The 17,086-nt window shown below is 67.6% G+C and carries 14 protein-coding genes and 2 pseudogenes; 7 read left to right on the top strand and 9 right to left on the bottom strand.

Annotation, left to right across the window (positions count from 1 at the left end):
* Positions 1-125: 125 nt before the first annotated feature.
* The 4 genes from AAH991_RS29865 to AAH991_RS29850 form a co-directional block, all read right to left on the bottom strand.
* Entirely contained in the window at positions 126-1,148 is a 1,023-nt protein-coding gene (locus AAH991_RS29865; RefSeq protein WP_346229252.1) for a hypothetical protein, read from the bottom strand.
* A gap of 143 nt (positions 1,149-1,291) precedes the next feature.
* Positions 1,292-2,329, bottom strand: a complete 1,038-nt coding sequence (locus AAH991_RS29860) for an ImmA/IrrE family metallo-endopeptidase (RefSeq protein ID WP_346229251.1) — start codon at positions 2,327-2,329, stop codon at positions 1,292-1,294.
* Positions 2,330-2,332: 3 nt separating this feature from the next.
* The gene (locus AAH991_RS29855) at positions 2,333-3,277 is read right to left on the bottom strand and encodes a hypothetical protein (RefSeq protein ID WP_346229250.1); all 945 of its coding nucleotides are present in this window, start codon (positions 3,275-3,277) and stop codon (positions 2,333-2,335) included.
* Between the two features lie 135 nt (positions 3,278-3,412).
* Positions 3,413-4,330, bottom strand: coding sequence for a hypothetical protein (locus tag AAH991_RS29850; RefSeq protein WP_346229249.1), 918 nt, complete (start codon positions 4,328-4,330; stop codon positions 3,413-3,415).
* A gap of 616 nt (positions 4,331-4,946) precedes the next feature.
* On the opposite strand from AAH991_RS29850, the pseudogene AAH991_RS29845 reads away from it, so the two are divergent.
* From AAH991_RS29845 to AAH991_RS29820, 6 genes and pseudogenes are all read left to right on the top strand, one after another.
* Positions 4,947-5,919: pseudogene (locus AAH991_RS29845) on the top strand (methylmalonyl-CoA mutase family protein); the annotation flags it as partial.
* Between the two features lie 279 nt (positions 5,920-6,198).
* Positions 6,199-7,537 (top strand): annotated as a pseudogene (locus AAH991_RS29840) ((Fe-S)-binding protein); the annotation flags it as partial.
* 121 nt (positions 7,538-7,658) lie between these two features.
* Positions 7,659-8,099, top strand: coding sequence for a hypothetical protein (locus AAH991_RS29835; protein ID WP_346229248.1), 441 nt, complete (start codon positions 7,659-7,661; stop codon positions 8,097-8,099).
* A 774-nt stretch (positions 8,100-8,873) separates the two neighbouring features.
* On the top strand, positions 8,874-9,305 hold the full coding sequence (locus AAH991_RS29830; protein WP_346229247.1) for a plasmid mobilization protein: 432 nt from the start codon (positions 8,874-8,876) through the stop codon (positions 9,303-9,305).
* Positions 9,302-10,744 carry a relaxase/mobilization nuclease domain-containing protein gene (locus AAH991_RS29825; protein WP_346229246.1) on the top strand — a complete coding sequence of 481 codons (1,443 nt, stop codon included), beginning with the start codon at positions 9,302-9,304 and terminating at the stop codon, positions 10,742-10,744. The genes AAH991_RS29830 and AAH991_RS29825 overlap by 4 nt, the downstream gene beginning before the upstream one ends.
* An 826-nt stretch (positions 10,745-11,570) precedes the next feature.
* Positions 11,571-12,383: a hypothetical protein gene (locus AAH991_RS29820; protein WP_346229245.1), complete on the top strand. Its 813-nt coding sequence runs from the start codon at positions 11,571-11,573 to the stop codon at positions 12,381-12,383.
* Between the two features lie 6 nt (positions 12,384-12,389).
* On the opposite strand, the gene AAH991_RS29815 is transcribed toward AAH991_RS29820, so the two are convergent.
* The 5 genes from AAH991_RS29815 to AAH991_RS29795 are packed head-to-tail and all read right to left on the bottom strand — an operon-like array spanning position 12,390 to position 15,416.
* Complete coding sequence (locus AAH991_RS29815) at positions 12,390-12,605, bottom strand: superinfection immunity protein (RefSeq protein ID WP_191910053.1); 216 nt, start codon at positions 12,603-12,605, stop codon at positions 12,390-12,392.
* A 27-nt stretch (positions 12,606-12,632) separates the two neighbouring features.
* Positions 12,633-13,268, bottom strand: coding sequence for a hypothetical protein (locus tag AAH991_RS29810; RefSeq protein ID WP_346229244.1), 636 nt, complete (start codon positions 13,266-13,268; stop codon positions 12,633-12,635).
* Positions 13,237-14,298, bottom strand: coding sequence for a toprim domain-containing protein (locus AAH991_RS29805; protein WP_346229243.1), 1,062 nt, complete (start codon positions 14,296-14,298; stop codon positions 13,237-13,239). The genes AAH991_RS29810 and AAH991_RS29805 overlap by 32 nt, the downstream gene beginning before the upstream one ends.
* 12 nt (positions 14,299-14,310) lie before the next feature.
* A complete protein-coding gene (locus tag AAH991_RS29800; protein ID WP_346229242.1) occupies positions 14,311-15,159 on the bottom strand; it encodes a DUF2637 domain-containing protein in 849 nt (282 codons plus the stop codon).
* Positions 15,156-15,416, bottom strand: a complete 261-nt coding sequence (locus AAH991_RS29795; RefSeq protein WP_346229241.1) for a hypothetical protein — start codon at positions 15,414-15,416, stop codon at positions 15,156-15,158. Before AAH991_RS29795 ends, AAH991_RS29800 begins: the two co-directional genes overlap by 4 nt.
* Before the next feature lie 154 nt (positions 15,417-15,570).
* Between AAH991_RS29795 and AAH991_RS29790 the strand changes: the two genes are divergently transcribed.
* Positions 15,571-16,023 carry a helix-turn-helix transcriptional regulator gene (locus tag AAH991_RS29790; protein ID WP_346229240.1) on the top strand — a complete coding sequence of 151 codons (453 nt, stop codon included), beginning with the start codon at positions 15,571-15,573 and terminating at the stop codon, positions 16,021-16,023.
* Positions 16,024-17,086: the final 1,063 nt, after the last annotated feature.

The raw sequence follows: 17,086 nt of genomic DNA, 5'->3' as shown, positions 1-17,086 counted from the left end.
GCCTCGGAAACGCTGAGGCGGGCGGATCACCCGGACCGGCACACCGGTCCCGGCGAGCTCGGAGACGAACCGCAGGCGGAAAGCTGGCCTGGCGAACCAGGCCGGCTCCCGCCGGGGGACACGGGTCACAGCAGCGACCGGCCACCGTACGCGCGGGTCGGCACGACCAGCGCCGCCGCGCCGCCGAGGCCCAGCGCTGTGGTGGGCACCGGTCGGCGCTGCCGCAGCAGGTCTGCGGTTCTGGCCAGCCCACCGCCAGTCGGGTCGTCGATGTACTTCCAGAACATCTTGTGCAGCGCCATCTGCACTGCGACCTCGTCGGTGTCGTGCTCGATCGCTTCGGCGACCGCGTCGGCGGCCTTGCGTAGCCGGCTCGCAACGATTTCGCGGCCGAGCAGCAGCTTCAGCGGAGCGGATACTCCTGCCGGATCCGGCGTGGCGTACCCGCGGCTGATCCGCGTGGCGGCTCGGTCGAGCACCGTGTGCAGGGCAGTCGGCACGCCCAAGCCGCTGACTATGAACTCCCAGGCGAGAGCCGACAGGTGGAAGGAGGACATACCGGGGCTGCTGTACTGCTTGTTCCAGGCCTTCAGTAACCGGATCACAATGCGGCGGGTCTGCCGCAGTGAGGCCGGGCCGGCGTTGAAGAGGGCGACATGCCCCTCCGGATGCGATGCCTCCCACCTGTCCTTCTCCAGATTGGGGATCCAGAGGCCGTCACCGTCGCGGCGGGTCAGCGCCACAACCAGATCCACCGTCGGGTCCTGGCCGTTGACCGGCGCGTTGAACCACAGCTTCGGACCGCGCTTCGAGGTGCCGCATCGCGCCTTCGGGTACATCTCGCGGATCGCCGGGCCCAGCAACGCGCAAAGCTCCCCGGCCACCTCACTCGGGGTTTCGTTTCCACCCTCCGGGCCAAGCCTCGGATAGCAGCGGCGGTCCAGCACCAGCCCGCCGTCCCCATCGGTCACGGGCCGGTTCATCGTGTGGTGGGCCAGCGAGCCGCTGGCGTAGGTGCGCAAGGAACCAGGGAAGCCCTCGGCGACATCGCGGACCAGTTGAAGCCGGGTGCGGGCTTCCTTCAGCGGTACGTCGTCGGCGTCGATCTGCGTACGGACGCTGGACAAGAGATCGGCAGTGTGCCCCATGTAGTGGCCCCCCATTCCCGCGCTGGCCCCGGCACAGCGCATCAGTGGCAGCACCCTGGCCGGGTGCCGTAGGACTGTCGGTAGCCCTCACCAACCCCTGACGACGCATCCCGCGATCTGTCCAACAGGCCAGCGGCGGCAGGTCAGAGGCAGTCCCGGCAGATAGCCCCGTTGCCCGGAAACATCGCGGGACCGTACGTCAACTTGCACCGCTCGCAGTGCCGCTCTCGACGCAGGCTGCACTCGCAGTGCCCGGACGGGCAGCGCGGTTCACCGCAGGTGCCGCAGATGTCGGTCACCTCGTAGGAGTTGACGCACACCTGGCACTCGGCCCACTGCGGCTGCCGTGACGGGATGATGTCCCGGGGTGGGGAGAAGGTCCGCCACGGTGCGTGGTGCTCCACCAGGACCGCGACCAGATAGCCGTCACACCAGGTGGCCTGCCCGTAGAGCGGGCCGCTGGCGTGCCCGGACCGGTACCGGATCCTGGTGTCATCGACGGTGAACGGCATCCCGTCCGCGCGGCTCGGGTCGCGCAACGCCGCCGCGACCAGCGCCGTCTGTGACTGGTCGCTGCCGCGGGCCGGCGGGTAGACGCTGCCCCTCGCGGCGGCGAACGATACAACACCGGCGGCGTCGTAGAGCACGACCGCGCCGAAGCTGCTGAGGTGTTCGGCCGCCCGGACCATGCACGCGGCTCGTGAGGCGCTGGACTTGCGGTAGAGCGCGACGATGTCGCCCGGTATCGGCGTGCGGTCGTCGAAGCAGCTTGCGACCAGAGAGTCGGGCAGCAGCACCCGGGCGGCGAACAGGTCGCAGGCGTCGTCCTCGAACCGATCCCCGTCCGCGAGCACGACTGCGGTGCCGAGATCCAAATCGGTCCTCTGTAGATGGTGACCGAGTTCGTGTAGCACGGTGAACTGGCGGCGACGCGTCGACGCCGACCGGACCACGCACAGGGCCGGCGGCTGCTCTTCGTCCCCGTAGCTGCCTGCCACCGAGCACCCCTCGGCGGTAGGCAGCGCTTCGGTGACCAAATGCACCCGCACCTCCGGCCAGGTCTGGAGTTCGGCAAGGGCGTCGGTGCGGAGCCGGTCGAGCATGCCCGGCCGGTCGCGCTCCAGCAGGTCCAGCATCGCCGTGACCTGCATCTGTACCGCCTCCGAGGCCCTACTCGTCATGCTTCACTCCGCCGTCTCGTCCTCACGGGCTGCAAGCCACTGGCTGATTCGGCTGCGCCAATCCGGTGCCGTACCTCCGGTCTGACGGAACGCCGTGGCGAACGCGCCGTAACCGGCCTGCAGCCGTGCGGCGTACTCGCTGACCCCCAACCGGCGGCATAGTGACCGCCACGTCTCCCGCCAACGCGGCTGTTCCAATTCGGTCGCCAAGCCCAATGGCAGTCCGCCTGCCGCCATCATGATCTCTTCGGCGGCGTAGCCGAACAGCCCGGCCAGGACATGGGCTTGCTGTTTCGTCACTGGGTGCTTGCCTTGCACAATCTTCATCACCGTTGGCTGCGGGAGTTGGAGGGCGGCGATCACAGCGGCTAGGCCCACACGGCCGGTGGCGGCCTTCAGATCTACGGGCGTCGATGCTTGAATCGGAACCAACGGCGCCGCGACCAGGACGTCGAGATCGTCTGCCAGACTGGCGCGGACTGTGGCGCTGGCGCTAAAAGGATCGGTTGCTGGGCCTCCACGGCGGGTCCCGGCGGGTGGTTCGTGTAAGGTGCCGCCCGCCGTGTCGGCACACCAATTGGTGATGTCCCTGCTCCAGTCGTCGATGACACGGCTGAGTGTCCCAGTCGGGATCAAGGCGGACAGCCCAGCCCAGGCCGTGACCTCGACCGCGAACGCCGTGTGGCTTGTGTCGACGACGAGGCTGTGGTCGTCTTCACCAGTGGGCTCGACCGACACGGGCACAACCCGCCAATGCCGTTCCTCGGCCGCGAGTAGCAGCACGAGCCGCGACACGTCGTCCCACTCAGCGCGCCATACCTGGCCAACTGCCGGTTCAAGGTGGTCTGGGTCGCCGAATCGGTCGCGCAGCCCGGCGGAGGTTAGCGGTGCGGGCACCTGCATCGCGGCGGCCAGTCTCTGCAAGCGGTCAGGCACATCAGCCGTCACGACTGACCTTCTTTCTCTCCGGACGGGACGCTGCACTGGGGACTGACGGCGCATCGGACAGATTGTCCAACACATTTGACACGCCAGTTGTGGCACCGCCTTCGAACCGCCCCACTGCGTCGAGCCGGAGCGCGATCAGGAGGTACATAGCGCCAGCACCTCCAGCACGACCTGTTCTGGATCATCGCAGGCACCCGCGAGCTCTCGAATCAGGGCCTTCAACTTATTGATCCGGTTGTAGGCAGTGCTGCGCCCACAGCTGAGATGTGTCTCCACCGCCTTCCCATCGAGGATTATCGGAAGCAACTGCCGTTCGTCGTGCGTCAGCTGGGCGAAGATGTTCGCGGCGATGCTCGCCCGCTCGGACGCCACCTGGTGGGCCTCCCACGCCAGGTCCGGGGTCGGCTCGGTGGCGGTGATCGCGTCCTTGTCCGCGTCGATAGTGCGGGACTCCGGATCCATCGTCGCCGGGAAGCGCTGTGTGATCACCATCACGAGTTGCTGCAGGTCTAGGCTCTGATGACCGGCAGCCGTCATCACCTCCCGCAAGATGGCGGTGAGGTCGGTGGCACAGGCGATCGGGGGCCGCCGTGTCGGATCGCTCCACCGAACCGCCCTGGCAGGCACCTTGTAGGCCGCGGCTACCAGATCCTCCATGCGGCCACCCCAGGGCGGACCGTCGCTATCGGCCAGGCGCCACCGGCCTCCGCCCGCCTCGTGGTCGGGCACCACTTCGAATGCCGGATCCTCGGCCAGATGATCCTTGATGCGGCGCAGAACCGACCCGCGGTCGGTCTTACGGACCTGGTCGATGAGCCAGGAGCGCACGATTCGGTGCAGCAGCCGTTCCAGCGATTCGTCGTCGGTTGCCTCGGCCAGGAGCGCGGTGACCGTGCGCTCCCAGCGCTCCGTGACAAAGTCCTGCATGAAATCGCCGACAAGATCGTTGTCCAGACGTCGGTCCGTGTACAAGATCGGAAGGCGCCGCAGTTGCATCCGCACAACCGTAGTCAGCAGGTCGAGGAAGTCTCTGCCGACCTGGCCGTCATGCAAGTCCGCCAGGATGGAAATTCTGACCTCCTGATACCCGCAAGCCGCCGATGAAACGGCGCCTACGCCCCGCCATGTCATTGTTAGCGGCCACGACGACTCCGTTCGTGCCATCGGTGTGAGTACGGTACACCGCTATGGTGTCGTAACAACCGCCACAAAACTTGTCGATCCGATGACCCGTTCTGCGCGCTCGATCGCGACTAGTTCCCTCACTGCGGGCTTCCTGCTGGCCGTGCTGCTGTAGATGCCGCCGCAGGATTCGTGCCATGTCAGTTCACCGCTCTTTGTCGGATGTACGTGGCTGCAGATGGGCCTGGATGGCTTCATGAGTAGGTGCCGCCGGCGCCCAACCAGCCGGGCAGGACCTGGTTGTGCGCCGCGACGACCGAGACGGCCATGAGTTCGGCGCGCAAATCGGCGTCGGGGGTCCCGGCCAGCCATTTGTCGATGCACGCGGAACAGCCGCTGGTAGCGGGCGACGCTGGCGTTCTCCCGGTGGCGGAGGGGCGGGGACGCGGCCGACGAGGCGGTAGCGGTGCAGCGACACCTCGGCGTCCGCCACGTTATGCGCCAGCACGATGCGGACCGCGTCGGACACCGCGACGATCGCGGTTGGGTGATCGACCCCTGCGGCGACTCCTACTACGTCGAGACCCTCACCCGGCGACTCGCGGCCAAGGCGCAGCAGCACATCGCCGAGGTAGAACAGGTCGACGGCACGGCCAGGGCGATCGAGGCCGGGCTGCCCAAGCTCCGTATCGAGGAAACCGCCGCCCGCACCCAGGCCCGCATCGACTCCGGCGTCCAGCCGGTGATCGGCGTCAACAGGTACCGTACCGACGCCGAGCCGGAGGTGGAGGTGCTCAAGGTCGACAACACCGCCGTACGCGCCCGTCAGATCGAGCGGCTGCGGGCTGAACGCGACGGCGAGACCGTACGCGCCGCGCTGGAGGCGCTCACCCGCGGGGCGGCCACCGGCGGCAACCTGCTGGCCCTGGCGGTGGACGCGGCCCGGGCGCACGCCACGGTGGGGGAGATCTCTAAAGGCTTTCGAGAGGGTGTTCGGGCGGCATCAGGCAAACGTGCAGACCATCTCCGGGGTGTACCGGCAGGAGATGGGCGCCGGTGCCGACGCCGTCCGCGAGGCCGGCGACCGCTTCGCCGAGGCGGAGGGGAGGCGCCTGCGGATCCTGGTGGCCAAGATGGGCCAGGACGGCCACGATCGGGGGCAGAAGGTGATCGCCTCCGCGTTCGCCGACCTGGGCTTCGACGTGGACGTCGGCCCGCTGTTCCAGACCCCGGCCGAGGTTGTCCGCCATGTCGCCGAGGCCGACGTGCACATCGTGGGGGTCTCGTCTCAGGCCGCCGGGCATCTCACGCTGGTGCCCGCGCTGCGCGAGGAGCTGGCCGCGGCCGGCGGCGACGACATCGTGATCGTGGTGGGCGGCGTCATCCCGCCCGGCGATGTGCCCGCGTTGCTGGACGCCGGGGTCACGGCTGCCTTCCTGCCCGGCACGGTCATCACCGACGCCGCCCTCGACCTCGTGCGCGAGCTGTCGGTTCGGCTGGGCCACGATCTCGCGGCCTGATGCCCGAATGCAGCGGGAGGCCCGGGAACCCGGGCCGTCGTCCGTATTGGCCGTCACCTCTTGATGCCTTGTGAAGTGGAGAAACTCGTGCTCTGGGTAGCGAATGTGGGGCTCGTCATGACCACCGCGGCGGTGGCGGGTCGTCGCGTGCTGTTTCTGTTCCGGCTGGCCCCCAGGGGCAGCCGACCACGGAGCGGATTGAGTATGCCAAGGCGAACGTCGGCACCGAGATCAAGACGCAGCTAGTGGAGGTGTTCGGGCAGCGCAAGCTGCTGAAGTGGGCCGGCTCAGCCGATGCGCAGCAACGGTGATGTGCTGGATTTCGAGGAGGCCGACCCCGAGGTCGATGTGTTCGGCCGGGGCAAGATTTCGGACACCACGTGGAAGGAGTTCCTGGACTTCTACACCTGCACCGAGTGCGGGCGGTGCCAGTCCCAGTGCCCGGCGTGGAACACCGACAAGCCGCTGTCGCCCAAGATGCTCATCCTCGACCAGCGCGACCACGCCCCGGCGGTCGCACCGTACCTGCTGGCCGGTGAGGACAAGCGGGACAGCTATCCGGAGGATGTGCTGGCGCTGCTGGACAAGCCGCTGGTGGCCGAGGACGGGGGCATCCACCCCGACATGTTGTGGTCGTGCACCAACTGCGGCGCCTGCGTGGAGCAGTGCCCGGTCGACATCGAGCCCATCGACCACATCCTCGACATGCGCCGAGTCGTCCTTCCCCTCCTAGGCCGGGGTGATGCTCAAGAACCTGGAGAACAAGGAACCCCCGGGCATGCCGGAGATGAAGCGCGCCGAGTGGATCGAGGAGCTCGACTTCGAGGTCCCGATCGTCGACTCAACGATGTCCGAGGACGTGGAGTACCTGTTCTGGGTGGGCTGCGCCGGCGCGCTGGAGGACCGGGCCAAGAAGACCACCAAGGCCGTCGCGGAACTGCTGCACATCGCCGGGGTCAAGTTCGGCGTGCTCGGCCCGATGGAGGCCTGCACCGGCGACCCGGCCCGGCGCCTGGGCATGGAGTTCCTGTTCAACATGCTCGCCCAGCAGAACATCGAGACGCTCAACCAGGCGGGGGTGAAGAAGATCGTGGCGACCTGCCCGCACTGCTTCAACACCCTGGCGAACGAGTACCCGCAGCTCGGCGGCACCTACGAGGTCGTGCACCACACGCAGCTGCTGGCGCATCTGGTGGAGGAGGGCAGGCTCACCCCGATCATGCCGATCGAGGAGAAGATCACCTACCACGACCCGTGCTTCCTGGGCCGGCACAACAAGGTGTACGCCCAGCCGCGCGACATCATGGCCAAGGTGCCGGGCGTCCAGGCCCAGGAGATGCACCGCTGCAAGGACCGCGGTTTCTGCTGCGGCGCGGGCGGCGCGCAGATGTGGATGGAGGAGCGGATCGGAAAGCGCATCAACACCGAGCGCGTGGACGAGGCGCTGACCACCGATCCCGATACCGTCTCCACCGCCTGCCCGTTCTGCCTCGTGATGCTCGGCGACGCGATCAACGAGAAGAAGAACGCCGGTCAGGCCAAGGAGTCACTGGAGGTCGTGGACGTCGCCCAGCTGCTCATCAAATTCATCAAAGGGGAGCCGACACCCACCAGCTGATCGCTCATTGTGACTTGACGGGCAGGGGCACTGCCTGCCCGCGCGAGGCAACCCTGCCGTCCGCGTTCACGGTCTCGTCGCAGACTCCAGACCATGCCGGAACGACATGTGCTACGGATGCTTGAAGTACAAGATCGAATACTTAGAGTGGGGACGGCTGTCAAGGATCGACGGGGGAGACATGGGATCGAAGGCAGGGATGTCCATCGCGCTGCTGGCCGGGGCGCTGGTTGTGGGGACGGTCGGATCGGCCTGGGCCGGCGCGCCAGGCTGGAGCGATGCTTACGGTGACGGCCGCGTGAGCGTTCCGGCGGATCGTTCGATGATCAAGGTCTGCGACGGAAGGAAGGACAACGTGGCCTACAAGGCCGTGTGGCACAACGACAATCCCGTCGATGCGCGAAAGCCGTTCGAGGTGCGGGCGCCGCAGGGCGGCTGTGCTACCGATAGTTCCCTGTTCGGTTCGGTCAAGGTCTTCAAGCTGTGCCAGGGGCAGATCGGTACGGACAAGCGTGTCAGGTGGGGTGCCTGCAGAGCGGCGGTGTGGCCGGGCGGCCGCTGACCGAACCTGACGTGGGGGCGGCGCGACTGTCGTGGGCGATCGGTCAGCTGCCCGCGCCGCCCCCGAGCGTGTTCTGAATCTCGCCCTGCCTCTGCTCCACCACTGTCTTGATCAACGTGGCCAGGCCTAGCGCGACACCCGCGATGATGGCCGTGATGATCACCCATTCAACGGCTGAAGCTCCACGCGTTGGAGCTATTCGCGCGCGCTGAATCCGAACACCCAGGTACGCCCGCAGGTAGATGGCCCAGGGATGGTTCACTCCGCCTCGACACCCTTCATAGCAGTGTGGGGTGAGGCAGCGCGGAGCCCACCCTCTGTCGCTTACTGCAACCAACGATGTGCAGATTGTCGTCGACGTGGGGCCTCTCTGGCAGGCAGAACCAGCTCGGAATCTGGAACTCCACCCCAACTTCCGCCCATCGCGAGAGGTAGCCTCGCGCGGCCGTTTCGCGCCCCCGCCTGGTGTTAGTCCTACTGTTCGCGCGGGAGAAAGCCCTTTCTGTCCCCACTACAGATCACAGGCCAACACCTGCTGAAGTACCGCGGTGTGCCCGAGGCGTTGGAATGGCGGCAGTCGGTGCACGGCGCTGCACCCCCAGTCTGAGGCCCGCAGGGCGGGAGCAAGATATTCGTAATGTCCCATTACCGCTGCATCCGGCGGGATGCAGCGGGGGACATTCGTGATCAGAGCCACCCACTTCCGCCGCTACTGCGGGGGCGGGTTCTGATCGATTGCGACCGGGCGCGGTCGTCGGGGGAGCGGTCACGAGCATGTCCGATGGGGGAGAAGACACCGGGTCCAGCACGGGGTCCAGGCAGGTGCGGCAGCGGCGGCGTCAACGCCAGGCGGTGCCGCGGCCGCACGTGGTGAAGTTCGTGCTGACCGAGGAGGAGTACGCCGACCTCCGCACAGCCGCCGAACGCCTTGGGCTGGCGCACGGGGCGTACGCGGCAGAGGCGGCCTTGGCGGCGGCGCGGATGGTGAACCCGCCGATGCCCGACCCGCTGCGCGAGGCCCTGATCGAGCTGATGCACGCCGCCGGCCAGGTGCGCCGCATCGGGGTCAACCTCAACCAGGCCGTCGCGGCGCTCAACGCGACCGGCGCTGATCCCGGCAACCTGGTTCCGTACGCCGCCGCGTGCTTGCGGGCGGTGCAGCGGTTGGACGGAATCGCGGAAGGCGTCCGGAAGGCGATCCGTTGATCGGAAAGGTGATGCGCGGGCGCCGCGTCGGCGGGTTGCTGTACTACCTGTACGGCCCGGGCCGGGCCAACGAGCACGTCAACCCGCACATCGTCGCCGGGTGGCGGCATCCGGCCGAGCTGGAGCCGTCGCTCCGCCCGGAAGGCGGGCGGGATTTCCGGAATCTGATCGGATTGCTCAACCAGCCGCTCGCCGCGCTGGGGGAGCGGGGTTACGCGGAGCCGGTGTGGCACTGCGTCGCCCGTGCCGCACGCCAGGACCGGATCCTGAGCGATGACGAGTGGGCGCAGGTCGCCCAGGAGATCATGACCCGCACCGGTCTCGCGCCGGCCGACGATGACGACGGCGTGCGCTGGGTCGCCGTGCGGCACGCCGACGACCACATCCATATCGTCGCCACGCTCGCCCGCCAAGATGGCACCAAGCCCCGGACCTGGAACGACTTCTACCGGGTACGGGAGGCCTGCCAAGCCGTCGAGCGCCGGTACGCCCTGCGCATGACGGCCCCGGGGGATCGGACGGCGGCGCGCCGGCCGACCCGCAGCGAGACGGAACAGACCCGGCGGCGCGGGTGGGACGAGGTGCCGCGGACGGTGCTACGGCAGCACGTCGTCACCGCAGCCGCCGCAGCGGCCTCGGAAGAGGAGTTCTTCCGGTCGTTGGACGCCGCAGGCGTGCTGGTGCGGCAGCGACTGAGCCAGCGCAATCCCGGCGAGGTGACGGGGTACGCGGTGGCGCTGCCGAAGCATCGCAACCGCGCCGGCGAGCTGGTGTGGTTCGGCGGCGGCAGGCTCGCCGCCGACCTCACTCTTCCGAAACTCCGTGCGCGGTGGAGCAGCGGAAGCGATCACCACCCCGACGGAACGGGCGCGGACGAACGCCGGGAGATTTGGGAGCTGGTGACGGCGGCTGCCCGGCAGGCCGCCGCGCATCTGCGCGAGGCCACAGCCGGAGAACCGGGCGGCGCGGCGGACGTGCCGGGCGCCACCGCTGACCTGCTGCATGTCGCAGCGCGCCTGCTGAAGGACCGGCGGCTGCACAACGCCGCAGAGGCCTTCGACCGCGCCGCGCGGGAGCCGTACGCGCGGATTCCGCCCCCCACACGAGCAGGGCTGGAGCTGCGTAGGGCTGTGCGAAGGCTCGCTGCCGGGACGCGCGGGTCCGGGGGATCGCTCGTCGCCGACATCGCGGCGCTGGTCGCCGCCGTGGCCGAGCTCCGTACGGCGCAGGGCAGGATGGCCCAGGCGGTCGCGGCACGAGCGGCCGCGCAGCACCTCGCCGTGGCCTCACCTGCCGCGGGTTCCCCGGTACGGCTAGCCGCGGCGGACTTCCCGCAGCCCGTCGCCAGGCCGCTCGGCGCGGATTCCGGTCAGAATCCGCGCTCGTCCGGGCGCTCTGCCGGTCCTTCGGCACCGTCTGCGTCACCTCGGCATAGGTAGCTGGAAGATCGTTATTTTGCTCGTGCGACTCGGCTCTGAGCTGCGCTGTTGCACCGGCGTAGCTGCCTATCGTGGTTGATCATCTTCGCTTCGTGATCGACCCGGGGGTGCCGTCGTGACAGCCAGCAATCCGTTCCGAGGCCGGACGGCGATGTGGCGGTCGGCTGCCGCAGGCGTGCTGGCAGGCGCCGCAGCGCTGGCCGTGGCGGGGACGGCTCAGGCGGACCCGCCGCCCGGGTGCCCGCACCTGACCGGTACGGCAGGCCGGTACGTCGACAACACGAAGTTGTGTGCGGCCATGCAGCGCGAGGTGCAGAACTGGCTCGCAGGCAACAGCATCGACGTGGGCCGCGCCGTACAGGACTCCTGGCGCGGGCAGGCCTCGCAGCCGGCCCCGGAGCAGCCCGGACAGGTCGTACGCCCTCCGCAGGTCCCGCAGCAGCAGGCAACTGCTCCAGCCGCCGCACCTTCTTCCATGGCTACACAGAGTTCCGAGAAGCTGGAGGCGGCGGCACCCGTAAGCCGTGACGGTGAAGCGGAGGAGCATCACGTCCGGAACCGGCCCCGGCGCGATCACCGGCGGACGCCAGGCCATCCTGCGGCGAGCCCGGCAGCAACGGCCACAGGGGAGAAGCCGCAGGCGATAGAGCAAGTGGCGGCGAGACGCGGGCTGGGCCACCGGCCAACGGCGATTAACCCTCGGACACCTTCAGCCAAGCCTTCGACACGGCCAAAGAGGGGCCCGGCACCACGGCCGACGCTCACCGAAAAGCACGAGCCGGCTCCCTACACAGCCAATGCCGCTCTGGAATCGTCGGCGTCGACGATGCCCCTGACGATTCCCGCCGGCCTCGCCGCGCTGCTTGTGCTCGCCATCGCCTACCACCGACGACGTCAGTGCGTCGGCGCTGCGGTGATGTGGTGGCGGCGTACCCGTCTGACCAGGCAGGGCGATCGGCTGGTTCGCCACAGCGAAGTGAGGGACACGTTGCCGTTCCCGCCGGTGGAAGCCTCGGCAGAGTCGGTCACCGTAATAGGGGCCGACGATGAAACGCCCGTCTCAACGCTCGACTCCATGCTCGAACAGGAGTCGACGAGTTTGGGCTACCTCGTCGCGCTGGCGGCCATGAACGGGACGGGACTCACCGGCCCGGGCGCGGAGAACGTGACGCGTGCGATGGTCTTGGAGTTGCTGGCCGGGCGTCATATGGCGGCTCGCGTACTTGTGCCGCGCGAAGACGCGGTGCGCCTGTTCGGCGAGGAAGCGCTACACGCGGCGAACCCGCGGCTCGTAGTGCTCGACACCTTGCAGGAGGTGGTGACCGAGCTGGAGGTGGAGATCGTCAGGCGAAGTGGGCAGCGTACGGACGCGGGAGTCCCGGAGGGCCAGTCATGGTTGTTCGTCATCGCCTCGCCGGGTGCCGCAGCTGAGCGGCTGCACCGAATCGTCGAGGGCGGTACGGAAGATCTGATTCTGGGGGTCTTCCTCGGCGACTGGCCGTATGGCATCACCTCCACGGTCGACGAAAGCGGCGTCATCCTGAACCTGGAAGGACGCTCGGCCCCCGCCTGGACCGCGCATCGCCTGGCGATCTGCAGCCAATCCGACGCGGTTCGGCATCTGGTCGGCGGTGATTGACGGACGCTATTGGCGGTCATGGCGCGTGGGCAGCGCGAAGGCCAGGAAGAGTGCTGCCGGCCAGCCGATGCAGGTGAGTCCGCCGAAGAAGTTGAACGCGATCAGCAGGAGGACATTCTCGACGCCGCGTAAGAGCCCGATCAGCGTGGGCAGGAGGTACAGCACAACGAGCAGCAGGATCAGGCCGATCCAGAACAGGTAGCTGTGCGCGAGGGCGTCCACCTCTCCTATCCTTCCGTAATCGGTCGATTACGGAAGGCGATTGACTGTAGCTGTCCGCGCTGGCTTCGCCGTAGCTCCTGCCGTCGCCTTGACGCTGCCGCCGGCTTCGACGACCTTGTCGATGGTGTGCGGGAAATCCTCCTGCGCGAGCCTTACGGCCGGAGGTAGCTGAGGCCGAACGGGCGCTGGATATCCAGTTCGCGGGCGTGGCTCTCGGCCGAACAGCGGGGCGACCTCCCGCATGGCCGCTTCGGGAGCATGTCCTTCGACCCGAAGCCGGTCATAGCGGTTCATGGCGTACGGATGGAGCTCGCGCAGCCGGCTCTCGCACCTCAGCAGTGCGCGCTCGGCGCCCGGGTCGCTCGTCGCGTACGGCAGGGCGGCTCCCCAGGCGCGGCTCACCTGCAGCACGTCAGCGGTGCGCAACCATGCCGGGTCGTTGGCGGGCAGCCACTGCAGGCGTGCCGCCCGGTGGGCGGCACGCTGCTTGGCTCGGAGGGCGTCTGCCGTCTGGCGCTCCCGCTCGGCCTGTTCGCGTACGCGCTGAGCCTTCATGTGCAGCCACACCTGAACTGCCGCCGCGGCAGTAGGGGCGACCTGCACCACCTTCTGCATTCCGTGGGCGGCTGCCTCACGGAGTGGGTCCGCGTAGTGGTCGTTCACTTGCTCTCCTTTCGCCCGAGCGTGTGGTCGTGTTGCCGGATGTGGGTGCTGTCGGGAAATCGGCGAGGGCCAGCCGGGCGGTCACCGAATCGGTGGTGGTCTCGGTGACGGTCGCGTGGTCGAAGTTGAGCTGCGCGGCGACACGGGCGACCTGCCGGGCGACGTCACGGGGTGCCATCGTGGCGATAGCCGCACCGGCGGCGCGAAGTGCGCCGACACGCCCTTCGGCGTACTGCAGGGAGCCGTGCCAGGGCTCGATGGCGGCGTCGGTCACCAGGTCGGCCAGGGGCCGTACCCGCACGCGAAGCAGTGCCGTGAGAGTTTTGGGGCCAGCGTCGCTGAGCACCGCAGCCGGATCCCAGTCCGATGGGAGCACGAGGGCTTCCGCCGTACCGGCGTCTTTGAGCAGAGAGTAGGACCGCGCTGCGGCTTGCTGCCCGGCGCGGTCGCCGTCGAAGGCGACCAGCACACCGCTGGCGCGCAGGTCGGCGGCCGCAGCGAGGGTTTTGACCTGGTTGGGGGTGAGGCTGGTGCCGCACAGGGCGAGTCCGGCCAGCTCGCCCCGGCCAGCGGCGGTGATGGCGATCGCGTCCAGGGGGCCTTCGGTGATGACCGGCTTGGCTCCGGCGCTGAGCGTGTGCAGGCCGAACAGTGCCCGTCCCTTCGCGTAGATAGGGGTGTTCGGGCTGTTGAGGTACCTGGGTTCGCTCGTACGGCTGCGACCGATGAAGGCGATCGCTGTCGCGTCGCGCTCGGTGATGGGGAACATCGCCCGGTCGCGGAAAAAGTCGATGAGCATGCCGCGGGTGGTCCTCCGGGCCAGGCCGGAGGCCTCGATTGCGGTGTCGGGGAAGCCGAGACCGCGCAGATGTCTGGTCAGCGCTCGCCATTCGTTCGGGGCGTAGCCGATGCGCCACTGACGGTGAACGTGGTCGTCGAGTCCGCGCTGGCGCAGGTAGCCGGGGACCCAACTGGTGGAGAGGTGGGCCTGGAAGAAGCGTTCGGCGTGCTCGTGGATGGCGAGGAGCATGAGGCCGCATCCTTAGACCGGCTCGCGGCGGAGCCCGATGGCGGTGGCCAGCCAGCGCAGGCGCTCGTTGGCGATGCGGTGGCCCTGAGCACGGAGCTGGGCGGCCAGGTCCATCTGGCTCAGCCGTATGCCGCGCTGCTCGGCCCTGGCGACGATGGCCTGAGCAGCCTGGATGAGCTGGTCGTCGGAGTCCTGCTGCTGTGGGATCTGCGGAGTGGGAAAGGCCGCGCCAGCGAGTTGGAGTCGTACGGCGGTCCGTTCGGACAGGGGCGCCTTCCATCGCCACAGCCAGCGGCCGTGCGCCTCGTGGAGCGCGGAGACGGCCTCGAGGTGCAGGTATTCGAGCTGGAGGCCGCGGGGGTAGCTGGTGACGTTCCACAGCACCATGCGCCGCCAGAGCATGAAGCTGGAGATCGGGGCGAGGAGCCAGCGTGAGAAAGGTACCCGCTCACGCCGGGTGCCAGTGGCCAGGCCGACCCAGCGGCGGATGAGGTGGCGGATTCCCTCGATCACCGTGACGAACAGGACGGGCATGGCCGCGTGCATGAGGCCGGCGATCGGGTCGCCGTGTGCGGCGGCGATGTTGAGGATGACGGTGGCGGTGATGAACGTCCAGGCGATCCAGTGCAGGACCGGCCAGGGCAGGTCGGCGAACTCCATTAGGAGGTCCCAGGCCAGCAGGGCGAGGATGCCGAGGTCGATGCCGATCGGGACGATCCACGCCTGCGGGCCGAACCATGGCTCGGCGAGGCGGCGCAGGGTGGCGAAGGAGCCGACCCCGCCCAGTACGGCCAGGGCTACCACGAGCGGAGCCACGACGCAGGCGGCCAGAGCGACGGCCTGGGTGAGGTTGCGGGTCACTGGCCGCCACCTGTGGCAAGGTGGGTCGCGGCTTGGGCGAGGCCCTCGTCGTTCGCGGGGGAGAGGATCAGGCCGTGATGGGTGACGTAGGCGTAGACGCCTTCGGCGCCCGCGCAGTACACAGTCTCGGTGCCGACGGTGAGGGCCCACTGGCCGTTGCGGCGGCGGATCAGCCGGGCCGGTCGGTGGCGGCTGACCTCAAGGCCGAGGCGGACGAGTCGTTCGTGACGAGCTTTGCTCTCGTCAGGTGCTCGCATAGGTGTGGCTCGCATCGGTAACCTTCGGGCGTGGAGAGGCGGACTCCATCAACTAAAGTTGATGACGAGAGCAGGATAGGCACTCTCCGTCACCGACTGTCAACTAAAAGCGATGAAGCAGGGCGTGTGTCGCTCCAACTTGATGTGGTGAGCAGTGGCTGACGACCGAAGTGCGGCGAACACCACGCGGTCCCTCGCAGACAAGATCGAGTGGTTGATCCAGAACCGCTGGCCGGCGGGCAGCAGGCCGCCGAAGAACAACCTCGAGGCGGCGGCGGCGATCTCGGAGGCGACGGGCGGGGAGCTGTCCTCGACGACGATCTGGAAGTTGCGGACGGGCAGGTCGGACAACCCCCAGCTCAAGACGTTGAAGGCGCTGGCGAAGTTCTTCGGCGTGCCGATCGGCTACTTCGGCGACGAGGAGGACGCGGAGGCGACGGCCGACCAGGTGGCGGCGTCCTCGTTAATCGGCGAGTCCGGCCTCAACCGCGAGGCGCTCCGAGCCCTGGTCGAGATGTCTGACGGCGGCCGTCAGCTCGTGGCTGACTTCATCATCAGCGCCGCCCGTCTCGAACGCGGCCAAGGACACGACGGCCGCCAAATTTGAGCTCCTGTAGCTTCTGTTTACGCCAACGGAGGGCAAACAGGGAAACGATCGGGCGCCGCAGGTGAATCGTTGCGACCAAGGCATGAGGGTCAAACTTGTGCTGCTCGCGTTGACCAAGTGAAAGCGAGTTCACGACAATTAATCTTGATCCCTTGTATTAATCACCCGCCCCTGTCCGAGGTAGCCGGCCTCGACGCCGACCATCTCGTCTCATTGGCAGGGACCTGAGGCTCCAGCGCCTACTCCTGGACGGCACGGTGGCACTGGAAGCGCGCGTAACGAGACGTGACGAAATGCCCGCCCCTCTCCGCGAAGATTCACCGTCTCATCCCGACTAACACGATTAGGTATGAGGCGTGGCTGGCAGGAAGCAGCTTGCTGTAGCAGAAGCTTCAGGCCGTGACGACGCGTTGGTCGAGGACTCGGATCGGATGTGCACGCAGTTATGGCCTTTGGAGAACAGGCGGGGACGGTGTCGTGCCGCTGGGACGGAATGCGGATCGTGACCTTCTCGGCTAGGTCATGACGCCGTTGGCAGTCAGGACCTCGATCAAGTCCCAAGGCACGAGTTGCGGTCTAACCGTGCGCCGCCTCCGACGAAACCGATGACAGTCCGCTCCGCACGCAACGGTCGATGCTCGCGGCAGCGATATCCATCTCCGCACCGCCTAGGTGAAGATCATGGTCATGGCTACTTCGGGTGAGTCTGGAACTGATTGTCCGGAATCGAGTCAATTGTTCCCTTGGAGTGCATGTCTCGTTGATTCAAGTTGTTATCGGACTGCAACTTCCCTTATCTTGTCCTTCGTGTGGACATCAGCGTCTTATGTAGGAGCACGTTTCTCCAAAGAAAGAGAGGACCGAATCATGCGTACCTGGATTTGCGGCTGCGGTCAGGTCAATCACAGCACAACCACCTGTGCAAACTGTGGCGGTAAGAAAGGCGAAGACTAATTCGAACCTCATCCCTCCACGGGCTCCTGGAGAGGGAAGAGAGCAAAACGCAGCATATTTTGTGTTGCGGAAATAGGTGTTGGATAAGGTGCTCCGCCACGACCCCGTC

The organism is Microbispora sp. ZYX-F-249 (assembly GCF_039649665.1).
GTDB classification, from domain to species: domain Bacteria; phylum Actinomycetota; class Actinomycetes; order Streptosporangiales; family Streptosporangiaceae; genus Microbispora; species Microbispora maris.
Note: the sequence above shows the minus strand (reverse complement) of the source record. Positions and strands in the feature narration are given on the sequence as shown.

What these genes read in the sequence shown, in the direction of transcription:
- AAH991_RS29865 (WP_346229252.1), bottom strand. Translation starts at nt 1,148, where the DNA reads ATGGGGCACACTGCCGATCTCTTGTCCAGCGTCCGTACGCAGATCGAC.
- AAH991_RS29820 (WP_346229245.1), top strand. Translation starts at nt 11,571, where the DNA reads ATGCCCCTGACGATTCCCGCCGGCCTCGCCGCGCTGCTTGTGCTCGCC.
- AAH991_RS29795 (WP_346229241.1), bottom strand. Translation starts at nt 15,416, where the DNA reads ATGCGAGCACCTGACGAGAGCAAAGCTCGTCACGAACGACTCGTCCGC.
- AAH991_RS29860 (WP_346229251.1), bottom strand. Translation starts at nt 2,329, where the DNA reads ATGACGAGTAGGGCCTCGGAGGCGGTACAGATGCAGGTCACGGCGATG.
- AAH991_RS29830 (WP_346229247.1), top strand. Translation starts at nt 8,874, where the DNA reads ATGTCCGATGGGGGAGAAGACACCGGGTCCAGCACGGGGTCCAGGCAG.
- AAH991_RS29805 (WP_346229243.1), bottom strand. Translation starts at nt 14,298, where the DNA reads ATGCTCCTCGCCATCCACGAGCACGCCGAACGCTTCTTCCAGGCCCAC.